The organism is Acidovorax benzenivorans (assembly GCF_028680575.1).
Lineage (GTDB): Bacteria > Pseudomonadota > Gammaproteobacteria > Burkholderiales > Burkholderiaceae_C > Acidovorax > Acidovorax benzenivorans.
Genome location: NZ_JAPCKI010000024.1, coordinates 1 through 21,603 on the forward strand (window position 1 = coordinate 1; position 21,603 = coordinate 21,603).

A 21,603-nucleotide genomic window follows, 5' to 3' on the forward strand; every position below is an offset into this window, starting at 1 on the left:
GGCACACGCCGCCTTTGGGGGTGGCACCGATCTGGGCCAGCTCCATGAGGGAGGCCCACAGGCGTTCGCCGTTGATGCGCAGGTTTTCGGTGTTGGTCTTCACTTGGGTGTCCATGGTGTTCTCCGGAGACATGAGTCAGTCAGGGGTACGCTGGCACATCGCCCAGCGGGTAGACGGGCTGGCGCAGGTTTTCGAACGGGAACAGCCGGTAGTCCGAGCTGGTCACGCCAGGGCTGTCGCACTCCACCAATCCAGCAGAGAGCGGCACGAACACCGGTCGGCAGTACATGCGCGACTTGAGCAGCAGGTAACGATATGCCGTGGGGTCCAGGCCCACACAAGAAAAAACGCCCAGATCCCACGGTTCGTGCGGCTGCTCCACCACCACGATCTGCGTGCCGCCGGCATCCAGCCAGACGGCACGCCCCATGGAGCAGCGCTGGCCGGTGTAGATCGGCCCAGTCACGGTGTAGCTGCCGTCGCTGATGGCACGCACGGTGCCATGCACCAGCACGGGCTCTTTGACAATGCCCAGCCGGGCCAGCGGCACCTTGTTGCCCAGACGTACCGACACCTGCGCACCCACACCGGCTGCCACGAGCTGCGCGACAGCCTCCGGATCAGACAACGGCCCCGTGGCAATACCGGTCAGGCCATGCCGCCAGGCGGCCTGCAGCACGTCCATGGTGTCGCAGGTTCCGCCGGACATGCAGTTGTCGCTGTGGTCCAGCAACAGCAAGGGCTTGCCCGCCCCCTCGGCCATGCGCTGCGCCCGCGCGAAGGCGTCGGCCAAGGGCTCGCTGGCATACACGTAGCCCTCGCGCTCCGCCCAAATCTGGGCAGCCACGCGGTCCAGCGCAGCGGTGCACAGCGCCTCCCCCTCGGCAGTGCATTCCGCAGTGGCCACCACGCTCATGCACGGCGCGGCGATGTCGGCCAAGGAGAAGCCCGCAAAGATGGTCATGGCCGGGACACTCTCCCCTTCGGCCTGCCGCGCCGAGGACACGGCGGCGGCCATAGCGCCGCCCAAGGTCGTGCTGCGCAGGGTGTGACTGAGCAGCGGCAACTGTCGCCAGCGCACAGCGTACCTCGTCCCTTGCTGCAACATTTGCAGCACCAGGCGCGCCGCGTGCTCACCCGTCTCGTACATGTCCACATGCGGGTAGGTCTTGAAACCCACCATCACATCGGCGTTGTCGATCATCTTTTGCGTGATGTTGCCGTGTAGGTCCAGGGCCACGCCCAGCGGGACGCCAGGTACAGCCGCCCGCACTCGGGCGAGCAGGTCTCCCTCTCCGTCTGGCGTGTTCTGGGCGACCATCGCACCGTGCAGATCGAGCAGGATGGCATCGCAGCCCGCGGCTGCGGCAACGATGCGGTCCGTCAACTGGTTGTAAGCGTCGGCATCCATCGGTCCACTAGGGTTGGCCGTGGCAGAGACGGGCGTCACGCACTGCGCTCCCACCCGCTTTGCTGCATCAATAAAAGCAGCCATCGCCGTTCGCATGCCGACATTGGCCTGGAAAGCCGCAGCATCGTAGTCAGGAGCAAACGCCTCCAACGGCGTGGGCACGGGAGAAAAGGTGTTGGTCTCGTGGTTCAGACGAGCAATCAGAAACTTCATGAAGTGGCCTTTGGGATTCAATGCGGCAAGGGCTGGCGCTCAGGCCAGGCCCACGCCAAGGTAGCGGTCCTTGACCTCTTCGTCTGCCAGGAAGCTTGCGTTGTCGGCGGTGTAGACAATGCGCCCCTGCTCCAGGATGCAGTGGCGGTCTGCCAACTGCGTGCACACCTCCAGGTTCTGCTCCACCAGCAGTATGGCGACACCCGCCGCCTTGATGGTTTTGAGCTGGGCCACGATCTCTTCCACGATCACGGGGGCCAGTCCTTCCACCGGCTCGTCCAGCATGAGCAGCTTGGGGTCGTTCATCAGCGCACGGCCAATGGCCAGCATCTGCTGCTCACCGCCCGACAGTTGCCCGCCACCGTTGCGCCGCCGCTCCTTGAGCCGGGGGAAGATGCGGTACACATCATCCAACTGCCAGGGAGATCGCTTGCGCAGGCCCAGCATCAGGTTCTCTTCCACCGTCAGCAGCTTGAAGATACCCCGGTGCTCCGGCACCAAGCACACGCCTTGCCGGGCGATCACATGTGAAGCCTGCCCCTGAAGCGGTTTGCCAGCAAATGCCACGCGGCCTTGTGTGGGAGTGACCGCGCCTGCAATGCTCTTGAGCGTGGTGGTCTTGCCCGCACCGTTGCGCCCCAGCAGTGTGACCAGCTCGCCATCACCCACCGTGAAACCCACGCCCTGAAGCACATGGCTTTTGCCGTAGTGGGCATGCAGGTTGTCAACATCGAGAATCATGCCTTGCCTCCGGTGATCATGTTGCCCAAGTACGCGGCCCGCACCCGGTCGTCGCTGCGGATGTCGTGCGGCATACCTTCGGCCAGCACTCGGCCCAGCTGCATCACCGTGACGGTGTCCGATATGTCCATCACGATGTTCATGTTGTGCTCGATCAAGACCACCGTGTGCTCATCACGCAGGCTCTTGATCAGTCGCTTCATGTCGTCGAGGTCATCAATGCCCATGCCGGACGTGGGCTCATCCAGAAAGATGGCCTTGGGCCGGGCGGCCAGGGCCATGCCCACCTCCAGTCGCCGTTGCTGACCATGCGACAGGTTGCCGGCGGGTATGTCCGCGAACCTCTCCAGGCCCACCTTGGCCAGCACCGCCTCCACCACCTGCGATTGCGCGCGGGCGCCGATGGGTTCATGCCAGGGATTGAGGGCATGTGCGGGGGCAACGCCCTGCGCCCCAAGGCGCAGGTTTTCGCGCACGGGCAGACTCAGGAACAGGCTGGTCACCTGGAACGACCGCGCGATGCCGCGTTGCACACGCCGGTGGTCGGGTTCGTGCGTGACATCCTGGCCGTCAAACAGGATGCGCCCGCCGCTGACCGCCTTGGTCCCCGTGAGCATGTGGAACAGCGTGGTCTTTCCGGCCCCATTGGGGCCAATCACAGAGTGCACCGTGTTCGCGCGCACCCTCAGACTCACACCGCCCAGCGCAGCAAACTTGCCATAGTGCTTCTCGACGTCAATGGCTTCCAGCAGGATGGGGGCCTTGGGGCTCATGCCTGTTCTCCTTTGGTGGCCGCCGCAGTGGCCGATGGCGCCAGCGGGTCTGCCGATGGCTTGCGATAGCCCTGCCACTTGTTCCAGATGGTTTCACCCAGGCCCCACAGGCCCCGCTGCATCCATAGGCTGACCGCCATCAGCGCAATGCCCAGCAGCAGCAGCCAGCGCGGCCACAGTTGTGACAGCCAGTCGGCCAGCAGCAGATAGAACGCCGATCCGAGCAGCGACGCAAACAGGTTGCCCGTACCCCCGATCACGGTCATCACCAGGATCATCTCGCTTGTGTGGTACTCAGCATTGGACAGTGGCGCCAGGCCGGTCATCATCGCGTGCAGCGCGCCTGCAAGGCCCGTGACAGCGCCCGAAATCACAAACGCCTGCAACTTGAGCAGCCGGAGGTTGTACCCAATGGCCGCCGCGCGTTCCTCGTTGTCACGCACGGCCAGCAGAGTGCGGCCAAAGGTGGAGCGCGACACCTTGATCAGCAGACAGAACACCACCAGGAAGATCGCCGAGACGAAGCCATAGAACTGCCATGGCGATGCCAGCGTCCACAGGTTGGTGCCCAAAATGGACAGGTTGGGCCGCGGGATGTCCATCAGCCCGTTGTCGCCACCCGTCAGGCCAGTGGCCGTATAGGCGATGAAATAGAACATCTGCGCAAAGGCCAAGGTCAGCATCACAAAGTAGGTGCCACGCTGGCGAATTGCTACCCAGCCCACCACGGCGGCGCCCAGCGCCCCCATCGCCGTGGCTAGCAGCAACGCAAGCGGCATGGGAATAGGCCAGCGAGTGAGCAGTAAGGCTACGGTGTAACTGCCCAAACCAAAGAAGATGCCCTGCCCGAACGAAAGCAAGCCAGTGAATCCGAGCAGCAGATTGCAGCCCATGGCCGCCAGCGCAAAAATGAGGACCTCGCTAGCCAACGAGCCCGACTGCATCAGCAAAGGCATAGCCGCCACCACCACTGCTGCAAATAGGAAATGCGTGTATTTCTTCATGGGGATTCACTCCTTGCGGCCCAGCAGGCCGTGGGGACGCAGCAGGAGCACCGCCGCCATGGCCACATAGATCATCAAGCGGGCCCCTTCTGGCCAGAGCGTGCTCATGACGCTTTGCACGATGCCGATCATCAATCCGCCCAGCAGTGCGCCACTGAAACTGCCCAGGCCTCCCACGACCACCACGACAAAGGCTACGGCCAGGGCTTCAATACCCATGAAAGGTTCTGCTCCACGAATGGGGGATGCCAGCACACCGGCCAGTGCAGCGGTGGCAGCGCCTAAGCCAAATACCAAGCTGAAAATACGCAGCACATTGATGCCAAGCAGCGAAACCATCTCGGTCGACTCGCTACCGGCTCGCACAGCGCTACCGAGTCGCGTGCCCTCAAGAACCCACCACAGCAGCACTGCCAGCACCGAAGTGAAGCCAATCACAAACAGGCGGTACTTCGGGTAGATGAAACTGCCCCACATCACCACTCCCTGCAGCGCGTCGGGAACCGCCACGCTGTCACCCAGCGGGCCCCATTGCAGGATCACCAACTCCTGGACTGCGAGTGCCAAGCCCACCGTCACGAGGATGTGAAATTCGTGGTCCGAGGCATACACGTGGCGCAGGACCAGCTTCTCCGTGGCCCAGCCAATCGCCCCAACCACCAGCGGCACCACCACCAAGGCCAGCCAGAAGCTCATGCCCCAGCGCGTCATCTGGTAGCAAAAGTAAGCCCCGATCAGATAGAACGCGCCATGCGCGAAGTTCACGAATCGCAGCAAGCCAAAAACAATGGACAGGCCCACCGCCAACAGGAAGTACAGCATGCCAATGCCGATCCCGTTGATGACCTGTAGTAGGTAGATGTTCATAAAGTGCTCGGCCGAACAACCGCCAGCCACACTTGTCGGTGCCGCTGGGGTTCTCAAAACAAAGGGCATCCACAGCGCGCGCACCGGGCTGTACCCAGCCCGGCGGCCGCTGTGAGGGTCAGGCGCGTTTGCAGCCCGTCTGGTCGATGGGCAGGAACGACTTGCCCGAGCTGAGCACGTCCACGTAGTCGTCCTTGTTCTTCATCTTGGACTTGGCCTTGCCCTTGAGCAGGTAGTAGTTCTTGAGCACTTGGTGGTCCGCCTTACGCACCTCTTCTTCGCCCGTCAGGCCCTGGTACTTGTGGCCTTCCAGCGCTGCGATCACGGCTTTTTGTTCAACAGAACCGGCCTTGATGATCCCGTCAATCAGCAGCTTGGTGCAGATGTAGGAACCCGCCAGGCTGTAGTTGGGGTTCATCTTGAGCTTGTCATTGGTGCGTTTGACGAGATCGCGGTTGAGTTCGGAATCCACCGTGTGCCAATACTGGGCGCCAAAGTAGATGCCGTCGCACAGGTCGGCACCCAGCGACTCGAACTGCTCCAGACCAGAGGCCCAGGCCACCAGGATGGTCATGTTCTTGTGCATGCCAAAACTCACGGCCTGGCGCAGGGTGTCGGCACACTGCGCACCAAAGTTCAGCAGCAGCAGCACATCGGGCTTGGCGGCCAGCGCGTTGGTGATATAGCCGCTGAACTCCTTCTCGGCCAGCGAGTGGTAGCTGTTGCCCACGTGCTCGACGCCCTTTTCCTTGAAGATGTTCTTGGCCGCCGACAGCAGGCCATCGCCAAACACGTACTGTGGCGTGATGGTGTACCAGCGCTTGGCCTTGGGCATGGATTCGATCAGCGGACGCACCGTCTGCTCGATGGCACCGAACGTGGGCACAGACCAGCGGAAGGTCGCCACATTGCAATCCGACCCCGTGATTTCGTCAGCCCCCGCCGTGGTCACGAACAAGCCGCCAGCCTTCTCGGCCTCCTTGCCCATGGCCAAGGCCTCGCCCGACAGGATGCCGCCCGCGAAGAAGCGAGCGCCCTGCTGCTGCGCAGCTTCCTGCACTTTGCGCACGGCGGTGGCAGGCTTTCCTTCAGTATCCAGCAGCGTGTAAGCCAGGGGGCGGTTGAGGGCCTTGCCATATTGCTCGATGGCCAGTCGCATCCCCATATCTGCGAATTTTCCATTGGCGGCGAACGGGCCGGACATCGGGACCGGGCAGCCGAACTGGATGGCACCTGGGGCCTGCGCAAAGGCGCCCCGGGTCAGACCGATGGAAGCGGATAGCGCACTCAGTGCCGATACTTGCAGGAGATGACGACGTTGCATGGAGGACTCCAGTGATAGATGTGGGAGATCAAGAGTTGCAACCTCCATGGTGGGCAGGAAATTGCCTTCTCAATCTTTCCAAATCTTTCATTTACATTCATGCAAGCACAGGGTTAACCCACCACGCCTTTCCAGCAGACATAGCCAAGCCCGGCGCGCACCCGGACCGAGTGAGCACCGCAACGGAATGATCGCAAGGGGGTCAATGCAGCTGCTGCGCGTCCTGTACGAGCTGAGCTGCGGCCGTGAAGGCGTAGCCGATCTGGTGGAGAGTCTTGACCGGCAGAGGCTCGGAGAACGCTTCTGCTGCCTTTTTCCGCAGCCGCGTGAGTAGCAAGTTGAGCCGCTCAGCCCCGTTTTGGGCACGGGCACCAAACAGGTGACTACTGAGATCGCGCTTGGACACCGGTTGGCAATCTGCTCGCATGAGTTGCTGCAAGAACATGAACTCGTGGGTGGTCAGCTGCAGGCACTTTCCCTGCGGCGAAGACAGCGCCCAGTCCTTCATCGCGAGCACCCAGCACGCTGGCTGCGCCGCAGGTGCCGCCATGGAGCCCAGCGATCCAAGGGTGTCGGCAGCGGCCCTAGGGGTCAGCCGACTCGCCGTAGCGTCGATATTGGCAGCCAGCTCCAGCAGGTTGACCGGTTTGACCAAATAACGATCTGCCCCGGCGCGCATGCCTGCGAGGCGGTCATTGAGTGAATCGCGGGCGCTCAGAATGATCACCCCCACCTCGGGCCTGGACTTGAGCAGCGACGCCACGCTGAGCCCATCTTCACCAGGCAGACCCAGGTCCAAGAGAACCACATCGACAGGCTGAACAGTGAACCCTTTGTAAAACGCCTCGGCGCTGCACACACCCCAGACGCTGTAGCCCGAATCGAGCAAAAACTCTTCGATGCTGTGCAGTTGGTCGGAGTCATCCTCCACGATGGCGATGCTGGGCTTAGATTGGGTCATGTTGCAAATACCTCCGGCACCGACCGGAATGCAACATTCAGGCCACCGGTGTCACTGTCAACGGAATGTTGATTACAAAACGCATGCCCTGGGGCTGCCGTGCCTGCAGCTGGACAGCCCCGCCGTGCAAGTCAACAATCCGTTTTACCAAAGCCAGTCCCAGTCCGGCACCGGGTTTGCCCTCTGCCGTGCGCCCACGGCGGTACTTTTCAAACACCAACTTTTGTTCTTCCGGCGGAATGCCTGGGCCCTCATCCTCAACGGCAAAACGACACGTCGTCCCCTCCCGGAGCACACTGAGAGACACCGTTGTACCGGCATCGGAATACTTAAATGCGTTGGACAACACATTCATCAGCATCACCCGCAGCAGCACCGGATCACCGTTCAACGCGGGCAACCCGGGCTCCACGGCCAGAGTCAGAAGGTGCTCCACGGACAACTGCCCACCGTTTTCTGTGACCCACAGGCACAACTCCCCCACATCGACGGGCACCGGTTCCACCGCGAAGTTGTGGCTGTCGATACGGTCCTGGGTCAGGCAGTTGTCAAAGAAATAGCTCAGCCGCGCAGAGCCTCGCAAGATGCGCTGCGCCAAAGCCAGCTGCGCTGGCACCTCCTTGGACCGCAGCGCAAGCACTTGCCCAGCGGTATTGATCACCGCCAGCGGAGAACGCACCTCATGGGAAAGCATGGCGATGAAATGGCGCTGGTCGGTCAATGTCTGCTCAATGGAGGCTACCGCACTCTCCAGCTCCTGCGTGCGCTGTGCAACCATTTGCTCCAGTTCTTCGGCATGCTCCTTCAGGTGTCCAGCCATGTAGCCCATGGAATCAGCCAGAGACCGCAGCTCGCGGATCGGGCTCGATTTCGGTGCCTGTGCGTTCCAGTCGGCCTGGGTCAGCCTGACCGCCCAATCGCTGAGCACCTGCAAGGGTCTCACTACCCGGCTGGCCACGAACAGCGAAAACAGCACCGATGCCAGCATGACCGCCACCGTGGTGTAGATCGTGTTGCGCAAAACCCCGCGCAACGGCGTATTGAAGCGACTCTCGGGCAGGATGATCGCCATGGTGAGCACGGGACCTCGGTGCAGGGCGTGCGTCCACCAACGCGCCAGGTGACGCACGCCATCAACCTCCATGAACTGGTTGCCCTCGGCTTGCCCGCTCTGCAGGATGTGTTCCCCCAGCGCACGCATCACGGGGTCACGGCTCTGGTCGATGCGCATGCGGTGCCCATCGGCCAGCGCCGCCACACCGGCGGACGGATCGTGCGAGGACATGGCCAACAATTCTCCCGAGGCCTCTGCCAAAAAAGCCCGACCTCCCGACTCCAAAGCCAGCGCCGCCAGGAACTCGTTGAGCTGGGACAGCGCCACATCGGCAGTGACCACCCCAATCAGTTGCCCGTCGCGCGAGCGCACCGGTGCAGAGATGCCCATGCCGATCGCAGCATATGCACCTTGCGCATCGTTGATCATGTAGCGATAGGGTGCGTACCATGAGACCCCATCGTTGGCGATCGCAGACTGGTACCACGGACGGTTGCGCGCATCAAAGCCCACCTCGCTGCGCGAGATCAGCGTCGGCTGACGGTTCTCGGGGTCAATACGCAGCACCTCCATGGCCCGCCCATCGCTGATTCGTGCGCGCAGCATTCGCAATGCCCGGTCGTCGCCCAAGGGAGGACGGCTACCGGCGTAATACTGACCATCGGGCATGCCCATGGAGATGAAGGTCAGTTGGGGCTGTTGATCGATCTGCAGCATGAACTGGCGCATCAATACATCGGGCTGCTGCACCATCAGGTACCCGGCGCGCACTTGCTCGACGTTGAACGCCACCACCCGCTGCGGGACGTCAAAGAACGACACTACCTTCTCCCGCACACGACCCGAGACCTCATCGGCCAATTGCAGCGCAAACTCCTCCATGGCCACAACAGCCGAGCGATAGAACAGGCTGCCGCTGGCAAGCACAATAGGCAGCAATACCGCAAGCAGTGCAAGCGTCAGAAAACTGCGAAGAGCGATACGGCGCACAAACATGGGCGTTCAAGAGTGTGTAGGCACCTCGACCTCAGGTAAACACCCGCACGAGCGACTGGGCGCCTTGTATTGGATTCAATCACAAGTGCCAAGGATGGCGCGACCGACCTTTGCCAGGCGCGACTGTGCGCCTCATACCGCCAGTGCGCTTATGCACACATGCGCAATGCAATTGGATGCCAACTTCAGGCGACGCACTGTCGAAGCTGCCACCCTCAACGAGCGCTCAGTCCCTGGCTCTGTGGGCCAGAAAGTGGATTGCCTTTTGACCCTGCTGATTGGGGAGGCTAGGTACACACGCCATACGAGGGCATCTCCGCCGCCGACCTGTTCATTGAGTCGCGCTGGCGAGCGTTCATCCCCAGCCGAGGCCTGGGAGAAAACGGCACCCTAACCGCTGCAAATGTGTACAAGGCCTGTCATCACTTGCTTGTTAGGGATGGTGGCCACATGCTGGCTGTACGGGACAAAACCCTGCACCGCTGGTTACATGATGGCTACACGACTTGGAAAAAGAAAAACCCCGCTACCGTATTGATAGCAGGGTTTCCTTTGTACTGGCGGAGAGGGTGTCTGCCTGTTTAGTATACAAAGATGTTCAATGGCATCCAAAATAAGAACCTAAGTCTTTGTTTTATATAAATAAAAATTCAATATAGCTCAAAGGCCATCAACAAGAGCAATTTTTGGATGGCATACTGAATGGCATACCGGACTACGAATCCAATGGCCACCATTACCGATACCAAAGCTAGAAACATCAAACCCACAGACACAGCCATTCCCCATGGCAGCGTCACTGGTCTAGCCCTACATCCTTCCAGCACTAAGGGCCACGGTAAGTGGGTGCTTCGATACGTCAGCCCCATTTCGGGCAAGCGTCGCAATGCCGGCCTGGGCTCTTACCCCGAGATCAGCATTGCGGAAGTGGGCAAGCGCGCGACCGCGATGCGTATCGAACTGGCAGAGGGAAAGGATCCCCTTGATGAGCGGGCAAAGATTGAAGACAAGCCCAAGATTCCCACATTCAAGGAGGCCGCTCTGAAGTTGCACGGTGACCTGCTTCCTGGCTGGAAGAACCCGAAACATGGCAATCAATGGATTAACACCATGGTTGAGTACGTCTTTCCAAAGCTTGGAGACAAACTGCTGCAGGAGATCCAACCGGGTGACGTTGCGGAGATACTGAAACCCATCTGGCTCACCAAGGCAGAAACAGCTACCCGGGTCAAACAACGCATCCACGCCGTAATTGCCTGGGGCTGGGCACACGGGTACTGCCAATCAAACCCTGTTGACGTGGTTGGACACCTGCTCGCGCAGCAGCCTGGCAAAGCCATACGGACTCAACATCATCCGGCAATGCCCTGGCGAGACATTCCGAAGTTTGTGCAAACACACCTCAAGCACAGCACAAGGCCAGAGGTGACACGCACCTTACTTGAGTTTGTCATTTTGACGGCCAGTCGCTCAGGGGAAGCAAGAGGCATGACCTGGAGCGAGTTAGATCTACAAAACAAAGTCTGGACGATTCCTGCGGAGCGAATGAAGGCAAAGCTTCCCCATCGCGTCCCCCTCTCCCCTCGTGCAATGACTATCATTGAGGGGCAGAAGAGCCAACATAAAACCCTCGTTTTTCCATCAATTCGAGATCGAGTTGAGCTCTCAGATATGGCTCTTACATCACTTCTTCGCAAGCTGAAAGCAGAAAGCGACACGCCAGGAAGGGTCGCGACAACCCATGGATTTCGGTCCAGCTTTCGAGATTGGTGCAGCGAGATAGGTTACTCCCGCGATCTGGCAGAGCGCTCCTTAGCCCACAGCATCAAAGATAAGGTTGAAGCCGCCTACCATCGCACGGACCTACTGGAACAACGGCGAGGAGTTATGAATGCTTGGGCGGCATTCGTAACAGGCAAAACACCTGTGGCAGTTACATCAGAGGAGCCAAGCAGACCACGGATCTCTGCGAATCATGCCGCATCGCTTACAGGCGATTAACATCACTGTGTCCAAGTCATTTGGCAGCCCTCTAGAGGCAATGCTCGACGCCTTAGGCTGCAAATGATGATCAGTTCGTTCATGGCAAGAGAGGCGCGCGTACTACAGGTACACAGCCCTCTGTGATGACCTCATCAGCGTCTACTCTGGCAGCTTCAAACCTGAGCTGCGCCGAGACCGGGAAGTGACACGTACCCAGGGCGTCGTGGGCGCTTTCGACGACATGGGTTTCGCCCTGGCGTTTCAAGTCACTGTGCGCAAGCCGCTTGGCCTGCCGGCCGAGCTGGTCAATGTTCCAGGCGCGACGGGCAGAGCGGCGAATGAGTTGGGGATGGACGATGAGCTGGCGGCGTGCCCTCGTACCCTGTCGCACGTCGTTTACTTCGTGCCCGATGCGGCCAAAGCCGAAGCCTTCTACGTCCGGCTAGGGTTCACTGTGACCGACCGGTTGGGCGGCGGCCCCTTTCTGCGCCCAGCGGGCACGTCGGAGCACCATACGCTGTTCCTCATTCAGACCCCACCGTTCAGGAAGGGTGTCGAGCACTTCACCTTCCACATGGGCGGACCCACCGAAGTCATGGTCGCCGGAACGCGTTTCGTTCAGAAGGGATACGAGTCCTTCTGGGGCCCGGGGCGGCATAAGCTGGGAAGCAACTGGTTCTGGTACTTCAACAGCCCGCTGGGTTGCCACGTCGAGTACGACGCCGACATGGATTTGCACGACCCTTCCTGGACACCGCGCGACCTGCCGATGGGCGCCGAGAACTCCCAATACTTCCTGCTCAAGTCCAGCGAGAAATGGGCGCCGGGTGGCCCGCCGCCCAGCGGCGTTCGCGACAGGAAGGCGGTGTAAACCCATGACCCCAGAAAGGATCTTGATCATCGGCTATGGCTTCTCCGGCATGGCGGCCGCCATCGAGCTGCGCAAGAACGGTGCGGAAGTCTACCTCGTCGAGATCGACCCCGAGTGGCGCAACTATGGCGCTGGCATCAGCCTCGCCGGCCCGACCTTGCGTGCGTTTCGCCAGCTTGGCGTCCTGGATGCTTTTCTTGCGCATGGTAACGCGCATGAAACGGTGTCCCTTCGGCCACAGTCTCCGCCAAGATACCAGCAAACATGAGCCTTCCGTGGCGCTTTTTTGTTTTTTCTACCATCAAATACACCAAAAGAAGTTTGCTTCGATGGGTCATTGATGGAGCTTGCTGAAGGGAGCAACTTGAGCCGTGCTTTCCGGGGGGTCTCCACCCCCTCTCGCATGTGAGTTCTCCGAACCTAGGACGCGTCTGTTTCTCTGCCAGCGTTGGACATTTTGGGAGCTTCCGAGTTCTTCAACAGAATAGCCCCGACAGCACATATCCCTGAGATCGGGAAAACTTGGCCGTGCAGAGCGAACGCCAAACCAACTCGCACAGCCGGAGGATCCGGCGGGCCCGCTACGCCTGCTAACATGCTGCACTGCAACATAGCTTGCACCAATCAGACCAAGGACCTCGACGACCCTTACCACGAACTTGGCTTGGCGCCAGGATCCAGCGATGCCGAGGTGAAGGTTGCGTGGCGCCGCCTGTCCGCACGCTGGCACCCGGATCGCAACAACAGCCCGCATGCCCTGAGAAAGATTCAGCGTATCAATCGAGCGCTGGAAATGATCCGCAACGCCCAGGCCGAACCAGAGGCTGATACCGAGGGTCCCGCCCCGGGTGCGGAACCTTCCACTGTCGAGCACACCATCAACCTCACACTCGAGGAAGTGGTGACCGGTTGCGTCAAGGAAGTTCGAGGCGAGGTGATCGAAGACTGCGCCGAGTGCTCCGGCAGCGGCCTGCAACTGCAGGCTACCGAGTGCAGTGAATGCGGTGGCGCTGGCCACAGCCGGCAGAATCTTTGGTTCGCTTGGATCGCGTCAACGGACAAATGCACAGCCTGCCGGGGACAAGGGAAGACGCGCCATAGTTGCACTGCCTGCGCAGCGAGCGGTAAGGCACCGGCGAGGAAGTACCGCTGTCGGGTGCCGGTCGCGCCTGGCGCGCGCGGTGGCGACCTGCTTGATATCAGCGCCCGGGTGGAAGGCAATCGACGCCAGCACAAGCTGGCGCTGCGCGTGCGCGTAGAACTGCGGCCGCACGAATTCTTCACGGCTGAAGCCGATGGGGCCTTGAAGTGCGAGCTGCCCGTCGATGGGTTTGCATGGATGGCCAATCGCTGGATAGAGGTTCCGAGCCCCCGCGGGCTGCAACAGATGAAGCTGCGGCGAGGCCATCTGAACTACCGCATCAAAAACGCGGGCCTACCGTGGAAGAATGAGACAGAGGCTGGGGACTGCCTTATCACCGTCGTACCGATGTTTCCGCAGGAGCTTAGTCATGAGCAGGAGGCCATGATCGATCGGCTGGTGGCCAGCAACTCCGGGACGGCCGGTACGTCGGCAGGTGGTCGCATGGCGGCATGGAGCCGGTTGGTGAACAACTGGCTGGACCGGCGCAGGTGAGATCCTCAATGACCATCAGCATGATGGACTAATGGTGGCCCGCTTTGGCCAACATCATCGGTACGGAGCTGTCGTTTGCCGGCGAGTTATGACCGACTTGTTCAGGCTGTAAGCAGTCGGTCGCCACGCCCCCGATAGCTGACTGCTGCGAGGAAAAGCCGCCAGGGACATTCTCGCGTCATTCGCTTTGCTCGACTACTCCGGGCGCGTAGGAAAAATTCACGGTCTCGAAAGTTTCCATGCCCGTAGTCGCTCACTCCCCTGACTCCGCCGCGATTTTCAGCCTGCGCATCTACGAACTGCTGTCGATATCTGCCTAGTGGTAGCCGGCCTCTGTGTCGTCCCAGTCCTGCATGTGCCGAGCGCGATGAGTTTCGTTTTCGGCAGGAGTAGTTTCGCGCTGGATGGCTACGACCAGCGCATCGCCTCCCGCGATCAGATCTTCAATCAGCGTTTGAGGTGCCGCGGTCGTACTGCTGTCCGTACCGGTGTAGCCCGATTGCAGCAGACTGTAAAAGACTGTCTGGCGCATGTAGCACCCCTCCAAGGCCACAGAACTCAAGTGGACCTTCTTGGACCTTGGTGCTTTCGCTGGACCACGCACCAGCGCTTCGAAATGCTCCAGCGGGAGGAGGAAGCTCGGTTCCGAATCACCGTAGCGGCGGACGAACTTGAGGTAGAAGAAGTCGTCGGAAAGCCGATAGGTCTTCTTTGAACTCACTGCGCGTCGGGAAAACCGATGCATCGCGCCCAGTTGCTTGGAAAGGTGACGATCCTGAGTGTAAGTCCAGTCGTCGCGCCCGCCCGCGCCGTCGTGTTGAAGCATCTTGTACTGGACCATCACGAGGTTGTCGTGGAAGTGGTTGATGTAGATGAGATCGACGCCGAACACTTCCTCGAGCTTCTTGCGATTGGCCGTGATGACCTCTAGGGTCTGCTGGCCCTTGTGGAATATCGCGCGCCTGGTGGCATCGCTGCCGACGAGCTCGAAATCCGGGAACCGGCGCGCATCGTGCTCGATCACCGAGTCCTCCATGAACCGTGCGCCGACCAGTCAGCTCTCCTTGCCCTTGACGAGTTCGAGATGCGCGGCGGGCGCATCGCCCGACAGTCCGAAGACCTTCAGCGCCATGTCGATCGCGTCCCCCTGCAGTCGTGCGGAAGGTTCGAGGGGAAGTGGTTCGAGCCCGACGGACACCATGCGCAGCGCGTCATGATTGCCCTGGGAATTGGCCATCGTGTCCAGGAGGATCGCGCTTAGCTTGGGCGACAGTTTGGTCACCGGCGACGGGTCCGCCAGGTGTTTGGAGAATCGCTCTGCAGCGCGTGCCTCCTGGATCAGACCAGCCAGTTGCGACGCTGACGGTGTGACGCGCGCGGTTCTGTCGACCTTGATCCGGGTGTCGAGCGTGGCAGTAACCTGCTTGGACTTGATGACACCCACGTATAGCATCTCCTCCCCGTCATCGTGATCCTAGAGGCCTCGCCAACGCGTTCAGGTGTCAGGCATAGGCAGGGAGCGACGACCTCGCGCAGGTGATCGTGCGGGATGTTGAGCGTGAACTCCCTCATGCCCTTCCTGGAACCCAGGAGGGCGCCGTATTGATGGTCTTCGAGTCGAAGAATGTCTATCGGGCGGCGGGTCACGAACCTTCGCAGGAAGGACTGCCACTCCGGGGTTGTTGAATCGGTCACGGTTAACAAGTGAGTCTGTGGATCTGACGCTACACCCTATATGCGCAGACGAGGCCAAGAGTTTCCGCCGTTTCTTCCTGAAAGCGTGCGATCCCAACAAAGGGCCGCGGCACGAATCACGGCCTCCAGCGGGTTTCAGCGAGCCACCGGCTCACCTGGGCGATCTCACCTTCCTGCAGTGATGACGGCGTGGGCAGGTTTGCGCACCTCCGGATCCCTCCCGTACTAAAGCGCCCCGAGGGCCCGTCGATGGCGCCTTGGTTATGGGGACTCATGGTGGGCAACAAAACGATCTCCGCGTCGCTTGAGAACTCCTATTGCATGTCAGTGTCCATCAAGACGATGGAGTGTTGGCAAGCGCGAACCGTCGGGGTGAGTCGCTTCGTGGCCACACATGCGGTCCGACTGCACCAAGCTCCTCATCACGGCCGCGCGTTGCCCGGCAAGTTCACTGCCCACCAACATCCAGGCCTTGCGCCCCGTAGCCCATGGCTTGATCTGGAGCTCCATGTGGTTGTTATCGATAGGTACCGCACCGTCTTCGAGGTGATGCGCGAGTGCCGTCCAGTGCTCGAGCGCGTAGTCGATGACAGATGCCGTCGAGCCGCCATTTGCCAAGCGCCGGCGCTCAAGTTGCAGCCATGCGCCGAGCTGGTCCCACAGCGGCCGCATCAGTGCCTGCCGCCCGCTGCGACGCCCCTCGTCGCTAAAGCCGGCGAGTTCACGTTCGACTGCGTAGATGCCTGCAAAGCGCTGTATCGCATCCTCGCCCACCGCGCTGGTGCCACCCAATCAAGCAGGTAGGACTGGATGATGTCTCTTTTTTCAACCAGAAAAGCAAACGAGGCACTGCAGGTTTTTGATTCGGCGATCAATTCGGTTTCGCGCTCTCAGGCAAACTTAGATGCCGTGCAGTCGCGCTTAGAGGCCACGATTGCCAACTTTGAAATCTCGTCAGAAAAAACCGCTGCCGCCCGCGCACGCATCGTTGATGCCGACATTGCCCAAGAAACGGCGCAATTGGCGCGACAGCAAATCTTGCAAAACGCTGGTACTGCTATGGTCGCGCAAACCGATGCTTTGCCGGAGCAGATGCTGCACGTGCTCAAGGGCATAGGGCTTGGCAGTTTAAGTCGTTGAAGCTGATTTACCCAAGCTTCTAAAACCACGTGCGAGCGCCTCGCTAGTACCGGGTGAGCCTTGAAATCGCGGTATAAAACCAGTCTAGTTTTATCCGCCCCCTTTTTTAGTGTTAGTTTTCGGTCAGCGGAACATAGTCCCGCACTACTCCAGTTTGATGCCAGTCGCTTTCACGATTTGATCCCAGCGCTTTTCCTCCGTCGCGATGAAGTGTGCCGACTGCAAAGGGCCTTTTGGCTCTGCCGCCTGGACGCCCAAGCTCTTGAGCTTGGTACGGAATTGATCGCTACCGATGACACGCGACACAGCAGCATTCAATGTCTCGACGATAGATACGGGCGTGCCCTTCGGCGCAACCAGAACGTAAGGGACCGTGTAAGAAAAATTCGAAAGCCCCGCCTCTGCCATTGTTGGAGTCTCGGTGAACACAGGATCACGGTTTCTAGCAACTATCGCTAAGCCTTTGATCTTTCCCGCCCTCGCGTATTCCATGGCGCCCACCTGCAAAAATCCATAGGCGACCCTGCCGGCCATCAAGTCAGGAAGTATTGAAGGCACGCCTTTGTAGGGAACGTGCGTCGTGTGCACTCCCACCTCTAGGTTGAAGATCTCTGTGAGCATGTGAATCGGAGAACCCAGACCAGCAGAAAAATAGGGGTACTTGGAAGGATCTGCGCGCAATAAAGACACGAATTCCTTCAAGTCATTGGCTGCAATGGAAGGTGCAGTTACCAAGACCAATCCGACGTCCGCAACATGGGAGATCGCAGCAAAGTCGCGTATACCCGCATATGGCAGCTTTTCTTGGACGGAAGCCGCGACCACTGCAGGCAGGTTCGCCAGAAGCAGCGTGTGCCCATCTTTAGGCGCACGAGCTACAAAAATGCCTGCCACCGTTTGACTGGCACCTGGTCGGTTCTCAACAATCACTGGCGACCGAATGATTTCAGCGAGATCGCTTCCTAGGGCTCTTGCGACAATATCCGTCGGGCTACCAGCCTGAAACGGAACAACGATGGTGACAGGTTTGTCCGTAAAGGACTGCGCTTGGCAGACAGGGAACAGAACAAGGCCGAACACTGCAATCAGAAACCGAGTGAACGCAAAACGTGACATATTGATGGTCTCAAATTAGGCTGGAACCAGGGGTCAGCTCTCAGTTGAAGAGTTCGCGGCAAAAGAAGCGATGGCGCGGGGCGCAGCGCATTGCGTCGACCGAATCGTTGGCGCCAGACGTCAGGCCTGGCCAATGATTGCGCCGCTCGCACAACTCCCGCGAGTTCTTTCAGCACACCGCGGAGCGAATTTTCTGGTGCAGCAGCTTTCAGAAGATGTGGCGAAGGCCCACGTCGTACCCATTGGAGCTCGAACCTGGTGCCGTCACAGCGTTGTTCAAAGCCATCGTGGAGCCACCGCTGTTACGTACGTGCGCGTACGTCGCGTAGAGGGCAGTGCGCTTAGACAGCTGATGGACGTAGCCGAAAGCCACCTTCCTGGCTTCCGAGTTGATCGCTGCGTTGGTCTTGTACGTAGAGAACGAGGCTTTCAGTTCATTCACCCCCACTGGGACGACAACACCGATGACGCCTCCTCGACCGGAAGCAACGCCAGTGCTGTCCCGGTTTAGCGTGGCCATCAGTCGGACCATGCCAAAGTCGTACGCCGCGTTCAGATTTCGTTGAGTTGCATCTCCGGCAAGGTAGTGGGTACGTCCCCAAGCTGCGCCGAGCGTCATGCGTCCCGCCGTGTAAGCAAGGCGAATGCCGTCGCCGTTGCCATCGTTGCTGTTGGGTGCATTTCGTGCGTTCTCGCCCCAGTAGTGCATCAACTGCAGACCGAATCCACCAACGACTGGCGACAAATAACCTAAGCTGTTGGAGGCCCGGGTATTGGTGACCCCAGAGATGTTCGCCACATACGAAGCTGCAGCACCCGCACCCACGTTCCCAAAGGGATCACCAGCTGCATGGTTAAGATACTGTGGCACAAGGTCGCGCCCGATACGAATCTCGCCCAACGTTACGCTAGCCAATGAAACCGTGGAACGACGTCCAAATGTAAGACCTTGACTTTGGGTGGCGCCACTGCCGGCCTGATTGTTCGTATTGGTCGGAACCCCTGAGCCATCGTCTAAGTTGTAGCCCGCTTCAAGCCAAAAGTTGGCCGACAGACCGCCGCCCAAATCTTCGGCTCCACGAAATCCGATGCGATTGGAGCTCAAGCCTCCCCGTGAAATCTGCGTTCGATTTGACGTCGAGCCTGAACCGTGGCTAATGGAAGCGTCCGCGATGCCAAACAGCGTCAAGCTTGTTTGCCCGAAAGCGGTGCCGACGGTGCCGACAAGAACCGACAGCAAAAGTTGGTCTCTGATTTTCATGTGTCTCCGGTATGGTTAGTTGTGGTGACGGCGAGTGTTCGCCAGCCCGACACCGGAGCGATCCAAAATTTTCCGACTGCCATCGCTGGACGCGAGACATCAAGAACAGTCAGTGCGTCCACCCTGTTCAACTCCTCGCGTGCCCTTGCCTTCAAAAGCGAATGTCTGAACTTGCGATCCACGAGCTCATGCGAATTGAAAGAATGAAGAAGTTCCTTTGTAGATCGCATGGAGGTGATGCGATGAACTTCAACCGATGAGCAAGACACTCATCGCGAATTCCGAGGGCACCGAGTCGATTTGAGATGCCTGTGCGATGGCGGCGCCACAACATTGGCTTCCCATCAATAAACCGGGCCGAAGAGCTGCGGAGATTCGAAATCTGCTGCGGCGATCGCCCTCCAGGAGACAACCTATGACCTTGCGCAATATCACTCGGCGCCAACTCATGCGCCATGCAGCCGCCTCTGGCGTTCTTGTCACAATGGGCCCTCAAGCTATCAGCCAAACAGATCGTCCCGTTCGTCTCGTCTTGCCTGTCGCTGCCGGTTCGGGTGTGGACGCACTGACCCGTGCCATTGGCCCAGCGCTGTCGAAATCTCTGGGACATCCGATCGTGGTTGAAAATCTACCAGGCGCTGGAGGCATCATTGGGACCTTGGCTCTAACAAAGTCCACGCCCGACGGTCGCACCCTAAGCATCGTTTCCAACAACCACGTGGTCTTTCCCTCCGTTCTGAAGTCAGTTCCGTTCGATCCATTGGGCGACATCACGCCCATCTCCATCATCGGTACCGCCCCAATGGTCCTAGTGGTGAACTCCAAGCTTCCGGCAATCGACTCGAAACAACTGATTGCGCTAATGCAAGCAAAGCCTGGATTGATTAACTACGCATCAGGAGGCAATGGCACCCTTCCGCATTTGGCAGCGGCGATGTTTGTCGACGAGGCAGGTGTGAAAGCGAGCCACATTCCCTACAAAGGGGTAAGCCCGATGGTCACCGATCTCATCGGCGGTCAAGTGGATTTTGGGATCCTCTCTCTTGGGGCCATCCACGCACAGCTGAAGAGTGGTGCCCTGCGCGCCATCGGCGTCGCCAGCGCAGAGCGGAGCGCAGCGGCACCACAAATCCCGACATTTAAGGAGCAAGGTCTGGCGAATTTTGTGATTGATGCCTGGTTCGCCGTCATTGGGCCCAAGGGCATCCCGCCAGCAGAAGTAGCACACATCCATTCGGCATTGACCGAAACGTTCAGATCGGCCGATGTTATCGCCTCGATGGCAAAGCAAGGTATTACGGTCGCTCTGAGCACGCCCGATCAAGCGAAAGCCTATTTCCGCTCTGAGCTTGCGAAATACGCGACGCTGGTCAAGAAAGCAGGCGTAGAGCCGCAGTAGGTCTGGATCAATGCACGCCGCCGTAGTTCTCTCAAGCAGGGGCGCCTAGCTGGCGCCAGACGGCGCAAGTTGAAGCGTGCTGACTAATCCTGGCTCGTGCACTGGCTTGATCAATTGACCCCCCCCTGAACGTTCAACATAGGCTGGCGAAACGAATAGACGGATCGGATTGTCGAATTGTGAGCCGATAACCGATATGTGCCCGATTCCTTATCGACGTCCAGAGGAGAGGAGGTGGTCAAGCAACATCTGCCCTGCAGCGGATTGAGCTTCTCCGCGCCGCACCCCGAGTTTGATTCGGCGGCGGGCCCAAGTTTCTGTGAGCTGCATGGTCACCAGTTCGGTTTGCTCGTATAGAGGAACAGCACCCAAAGGCATCAGTCCGATGCCAAGTCGTTGGCGAACCATCGAGATCAACGCGTCGTAGGATTGTACGAAAAACCTCATGCGCAATTCGCGACCAGCACTCGTAGCAACTCGTTGCATGATGGTTCCCATAGCACTGTGACGCTGCATGCCGATGTGCTCGTAGTCCAAGGTATCGAGAAAACTGGCTCGACCACGAGGCGCAAGTGGATGAGACCTGTGCATGATCATGACCACCTCGTCTTCGCGATAGGGGTGGACATCAAGTTGCTGCTCGTCCTCGGAGAACATGAAGACGCCGATATCGGCAACGTTGTCCAGGACCATCCGGGTCACGCTTGAACTGATGCGCTCCTCCAGATCAATCTGAATGCGCGGGTAGGCCTGCGTGAAGTTGCTGAGATCGGTCGCTAGGAACTGTGTGATCGCAGAGAGGTTTGCAGCTACGCGCACGTGGCCTGATGCTCCCGTTGCGAAATCACGAACCTTCACTTCCAGATCGACCGCCTGGTGCAACAAAGTTCTGGCGCCCCGAACCAGAACTCTTCCAGCAGCCGTGGGCTCGACTCCGCGCGCTTGACGAAGTAACAACGCCGTCCCCAGAACGCGCTCCAACTCCGTGACGCGTTTGCTAAGCGCGGATGCGGCGATGAATTCGCGTTCGGCCGCAGCCGTTATGCTCCCCTCCTCCACGACTGCTACAAACAATTTCAAGGAATGCAGATTCAGTCGCATAAGGTTCTGATAAAGAAAGAGGTAGATCGCATTGTGCTACCTCCATCCTTGGTCGT

At 59.5% G+C, this 21,603-nt stretch carries 18 protein-coding genes and 2 pseudogenes; 6 read left to right on the plus strand and 14 right to left on the minus strand.

Annotated features, from left to right (window positions below; translation table 11 throughout):
• Nucleotides 1-140: 140 nt before the first annotated feature.
• From OIN59_RS23995 to OIN59_RS24030, 8 genes are all read right to left on the minus strand, one after another.
• Nucleotides 141-1,625, minus strand: coding sequence for a M81 family metallopeptidase (locus OIN59_RS23995; RefSeq protein WP_274114559.1), 1,485 nt, complete (start codon nucleotides 1,623-1,625; stop codon nucleotides 141-143).
• A 39-nt stretch (nucleotides 1,626-1,664) separates the two neighbouring features.
• Complete coding sequence (locus OIN59_RS24000; protein WP_274114561.1) at nucleotides 1,665-2,366, minus strand: ABC transporter ATP-binding protein; 702 nt, start codon at nucleotides 2,364-2,366, stop codon at nucleotides 1,665-1,667.
• Nucleotides 2,363-3,139, minus strand: a complete 777-nt coding sequence (locus OIN59_RS24005; RefSeq protein WP_274114563.1) for an ABC transporter ATP-binding protein — start codon at nucleotides 3,137-3,139, stop codon at nucleotides 2,363-2,365. Before OIN59_RS24005 ends, OIN59_RS24000 begins: the two co-directional genes overlap by 4 nt.
• Nucleotides 3,136-4,143 (minus strand): branched-chain amino acid ABC transporter permease, encoded by a 1,008-nt coding sequence (locus OIN59_RS24010; protein ID WP_274114565.1) that lies wholly within the window; start codon nucleotides 4,141-4,143, stop codon nucleotides 3,136-3,138. The genes OIN59_RS24005 and OIN59_RS24010 overlap by 4 nt, the downstream gene beginning before the upstream one ends.
• Nucleotides 4,144-4,149: 6 nt before the next feature.
• Nucleotides 4,150-5,010, minus strand: coding sequence for a branched-chain amino acid ABC transporter permease (locus OIN59_RS24015; RefSeq protein WP_056058931.1), 861 nt, complete (start codon nucleotides 5,008-5,010; stop codon nucleotides 4,150-4,152).
• Nucleotides 5,011-5,128: 118 nt separating this feature from the next.
• A complete protein-coding gene (locus OIN59_RS24020) occupies nucleotides 5,129-6,334 on the minus strand; it encodes an ABC transporter substrate-binding protein (RefSeq protein WP_274114568.1) in 1,206 nt (401 codons plus the stop codon).
• A gap of 202 nt (nucleotides 6,335-6,536) precedes the next feature.
• A complete protein-coding gene (locus OIN59_RS24025; protein ID WP_274114569.1) occupies nucleotides 6,537-7,295 on the minus strand; it encodes a response regulator transcription factor in 759 nt (252 codons plus the stop codon).
• 37 nt (nucleotides 7,296-7,332) lie between these two features.
• Nucleotides 7,333-9,345 carry a sensor histidine kinase gene (locus tag OIN59_RS24030; protein ID WP_274114571.1) on the minus strand — a complete coding sequence of 671 codons (2,013 nt, stop codon included), beginning with the start codon at nucleotides 9,343-9,345 and terminating at the stop codon, nucleotides 7,333-7,335.
• Between the two features lie 726 nt (nucleotides 9,346-10,071).
• Between OIN59_RS24030 and OIN59_RS24035 the strand changes: the two genes are divergently transcribed.
• The 4 genes and pseudogenes from OIN59_RS24035 (at nucleotide 10,072) to OIN59_RS24050 (ending at nucleotide 13,835) form a co-directional block, all read left to right on the plus strand.
• Nucleotides 10,072-11,346 carry a tyrosine-type recombinase/integrase gene (locus OIN59_RS24035; protein WP_274114573.1) on the plus strand — a complete coding sequence of 425 codons (1,275 nt, stop codon included), beginning with the start codon at nucleotides 10,072-10,074 and terminating at the stop codon, nucleotides 11,344-11,346.
• 163 nt (nucleotides 11,347-11,509) lie between these two features.
• Nucleotides 11,510-12,199, plus strand: a pseudogene (locus OIN59_RS24040) (VOC family protein); the annotation flags it as partial.
• Between the two features lie 4 nt (nucleotides 12,200-12,203).
• Nucleotides 12,204-12,431, plus strand: a pseudogene (locus OIN59_RS24045) (FAD-dependent monooxygenase); the annotation flags it as partial.
• 363 nt (nucleotides 12,432-12,794) lie between these two features.
• Complete coding sequence (locus OIN59_RS24050; protein WP_274114575.1) at nucleotides 12,795-13,835, plus strand: DnaJ C-terminal domain-containing protein; 1,041 nt, start codon at nucleotides 12,795-12,797, stop codon at nucleotides 13,833-13,835.
• Nucleotides 13,836-14,151: 316 nt separating this feature from the next.
• Here the strand turns inward: OIN59_RS24050 and OIN59_RS24055 are convergent, their stop codons facing one another.
• The 3 genes from OIN59_RS24055 to OIN59_RS24065 all read right to left on the minus strand — a co-directional run bounded on the left by OIN59_RS24055 (nucleotide 14,152) and on the right by OIN59_RS24065 (nucleotide 16,322).
• Entirely contained in the window at nucleotides 14,152-14,871 is a 720-nt protein-coding gene (locus OIN59_RS24055) for a hypothetical protein (RefSeq protein ID WP_274114577.1), read from the minus strand.
• 18 nt (nucleotides 14,872-14,889) lie between these two features.
• Nucleotides 14,890-15,279 (minus strand): hypothetical protein, encoded by a 390-nt coding sequence (locus OIN59_RS24060; RefSeq protein WP_274114578.1) that lies wholly within the window; start codon nucleotides 15,277-15,279, stop codon nucleotides 14,890-14,892.
• A gap of 575 nt (nucleotides 15,280-15,854) precedes the next feature.
• The gene (locus tag OIN59_RS24065) at nucleotides 15,855-16,322 is read right to left on the minus strand and encodes an IS66 family transposase (RefSeq protein WP_274114579.1); all 468 of its coding nucleotides are present in this window, start codon (nucleotides 16,320-16,322) and stop codon (nucleotides 15,855-15,857) included.
• A gap of 21 nt (nucleotides 16,323-16,343) precedes the next feature.
• Here OIN59_RS24065 and OIN59_RS24070 point away from each other — a divergent pair, with 21 nt between their 5' ends.
• A complete protein-coding gene (locus OIN59_RS24070) occupies nucleotides 16,344-16,670 on the plus strand; it encodes a flagellin (RefSeq protein WP_274114580.1) in 327 nt (108 codons plus the stop codon).
• Nucleotides 16,671-16,814: 144 nt separating this feature from the next.
• Here OIN59_RS24070 and OIN59_RS24075 read toward each other — a convergent pair whose 3' ends face one another.
• Entirely contained in the window at nucleotides 16,815-17,786 is a 972-nt protein-coding gene (locus OIN59_RS24075) for a Bug family tripartite tricarboxylate transporter substrate binding protein (protein ID WP_274114581.1), read from the minus strand.
• A 208-nt stretch (nucleotides 17,787-17,994) separates the two neighbouring features.
• Complete coding sequence (locus tag OIN59_RS24080; RefSeq protein WP_274114582.1) at nucleotides 17,995-19,047, minus strand: porin; 1,053 nt, start codon at nucleotides 19,045-19,047, stop codon at nucleotides 17,995-17,997.
• Nucleotides 19,048-19,462: 415 nt separating this feature from the next.
• Between OIN59_RS24080 and OIN59_RS24085 the strand changes: the two genes are divergently transcribed.
• Complete coding sequence (locus OIN59_RS24085) at nucleotides 19,463-20,446, plus strand: Bug family tripartite tricarboxylate transporter substrate binding protein (protein WP_274114583.1); 984 nt, start codon at nucleotides 19,463-19,465, stop codon at nucleotides 20,444-20,446.
• A gap of 210 nt (nucleotides 20,447-20,656) precedes the next feature.
• On the opposite strand, the gene OIN59_RS24090 is transcribed toward OIN59_RS24085, so the two are convergent.
• Nucleotides 20,657-21,547 carry a LysR family transcriptional regulator gene (locus OIN59_RS24090; RefSeq protein ID WP_274114584.1) on the minus strand — a complete coding sequence of 297 codons (891 nt, stop codon included), beginning with the start codon at nucleotides 21,545-21,547 and terminating at the stop codon, nucleotides 20,657-20,659.
• Nucleotides 21,548-21,603 lie beyond the last annotated feature (56 nt).

What these genes read in the sequence shown, in the direction of transcription:
- OIN59_RS24015 (WP_056058931.1), bottom strand. Translation starts at nt 5,010, where the DNA reads ATGAACATCTACCTACTACAGGTCATCAACGGGATCGGCATTGGCATG.
- OIN59_RS24075 (WP_274114581.1), bottom strand. Translation starts at nt 17,786, where the DNA reads ATGTCACGTTTTGCGTTCACTCGGTTTCTGATTGCAGTGTTCGGCCTT.
- OIN59_RS24020 (WP_274114568.1), bottom strand. Translation starts at nt 6,334, where the DNA reads ATGCAACGTCGTCATCTCCTGCAAGTATCGGCACTGAGTGCGCTATCC.
- OIN59_RS24070 (WP_274114580.1), top strand. Translation starts at nt 16,344, where the DNA reads ATGTCTCTTTTTTCAACCAGAAAAGCAAACGAGGCACTGCAGGTTTTT.
- OIN59_RS24005 (WP_274114563.1), bottom strand. Translation starts at nt 3,139, where the DNA reads ATGAGCCCCAAGGCCCCCATCCTGCTGGAAGCCATTGACGTCGAGAAG.
- OIN59_RS24050 (WP_274114575.1), top strand. Translation starts at nt 12,795, where the DNA reads ATGCTGCACTGCAACATAGCTTGCACCAATCAGACCAAGGACCTCGAC.
- OIN59_RS24030 (WP_274114571.1), bottom strand. Translation starts at nt 9,345, where the DNA reads ATGTTTGTGCGCCGTATCGCTCTTCGCAGTTTTCTGACGCTTGCACTG.
- OIN59_RS24055 (WP_274114577.1), bottom strand. Translation starts at nt 14,871, where the DNA reads ATGGAGGACTCGGTGATCGAGCACGATGCGCGCCGGTTCCCGGATTTC.
- OIN59_RS24090 (WP_274114584.1), bottom strand. Translation starts at nt 21,547, where the DNA reads ATGCGACTGAATCTGCATTCCTTGAAATTGTTTGTAGCAGTCGTGGAG.
- OIN59_RS24010 (WP_274114565.1), bottom strand. Translation starts at nt 4,143, where the DNA reads ATGAAGAAATACACGCATTTCCTATTTGCAGCAGTGGTGGTGGCGGCT.
- OIN59_RS24085 (WP_274114583.1), top strand. Translation starts at nt 19,463, where the DNA reads ATGACCTTGCGCAATATCACTCGGCGCCAACTCATGCGCCATGCAGCC.
- OIN59_RS24025 (WP_274114569.1), bottom strand. Translation starts at nt 7,295, where the DNA reads ATGACCCAATCTAAGCCCAGCATCGCCATCGTGGAGGATGACTCCGAC.
- OIN59_RS24080 (WP_274114582.1), bottom strand. Translation starts at nt 19,047, where the DNA reads ATGAAAATCAGAGACCAACTTTTGCTGTCGGTTCTTGTCGGCACCGTC.
- OIN59_RS24035 (WP_274114573.1), top strand. Translation starts at nt 10,072, where the DNA reads ATGGCCACCATTACCGATACCAAAGCTAGAAACATCAAACCCACAGAC.
- OIN59_RS23995 (WP_274114559.1), bottom strand. Translation starts at nt 1,625, where the DNA reads ATGAAGTTTCTGATTGCTCGTCTGAACCACGAGACCAACACCTTTTCT.
- OIN59_RS24000 (WP_274114561.1), bottom strand. Translation starts at nt 2,366, where the DNA reads ATGATTCTCGATGTTGACAACCTGCATGCCCACTACGGCAAAAGCCAT.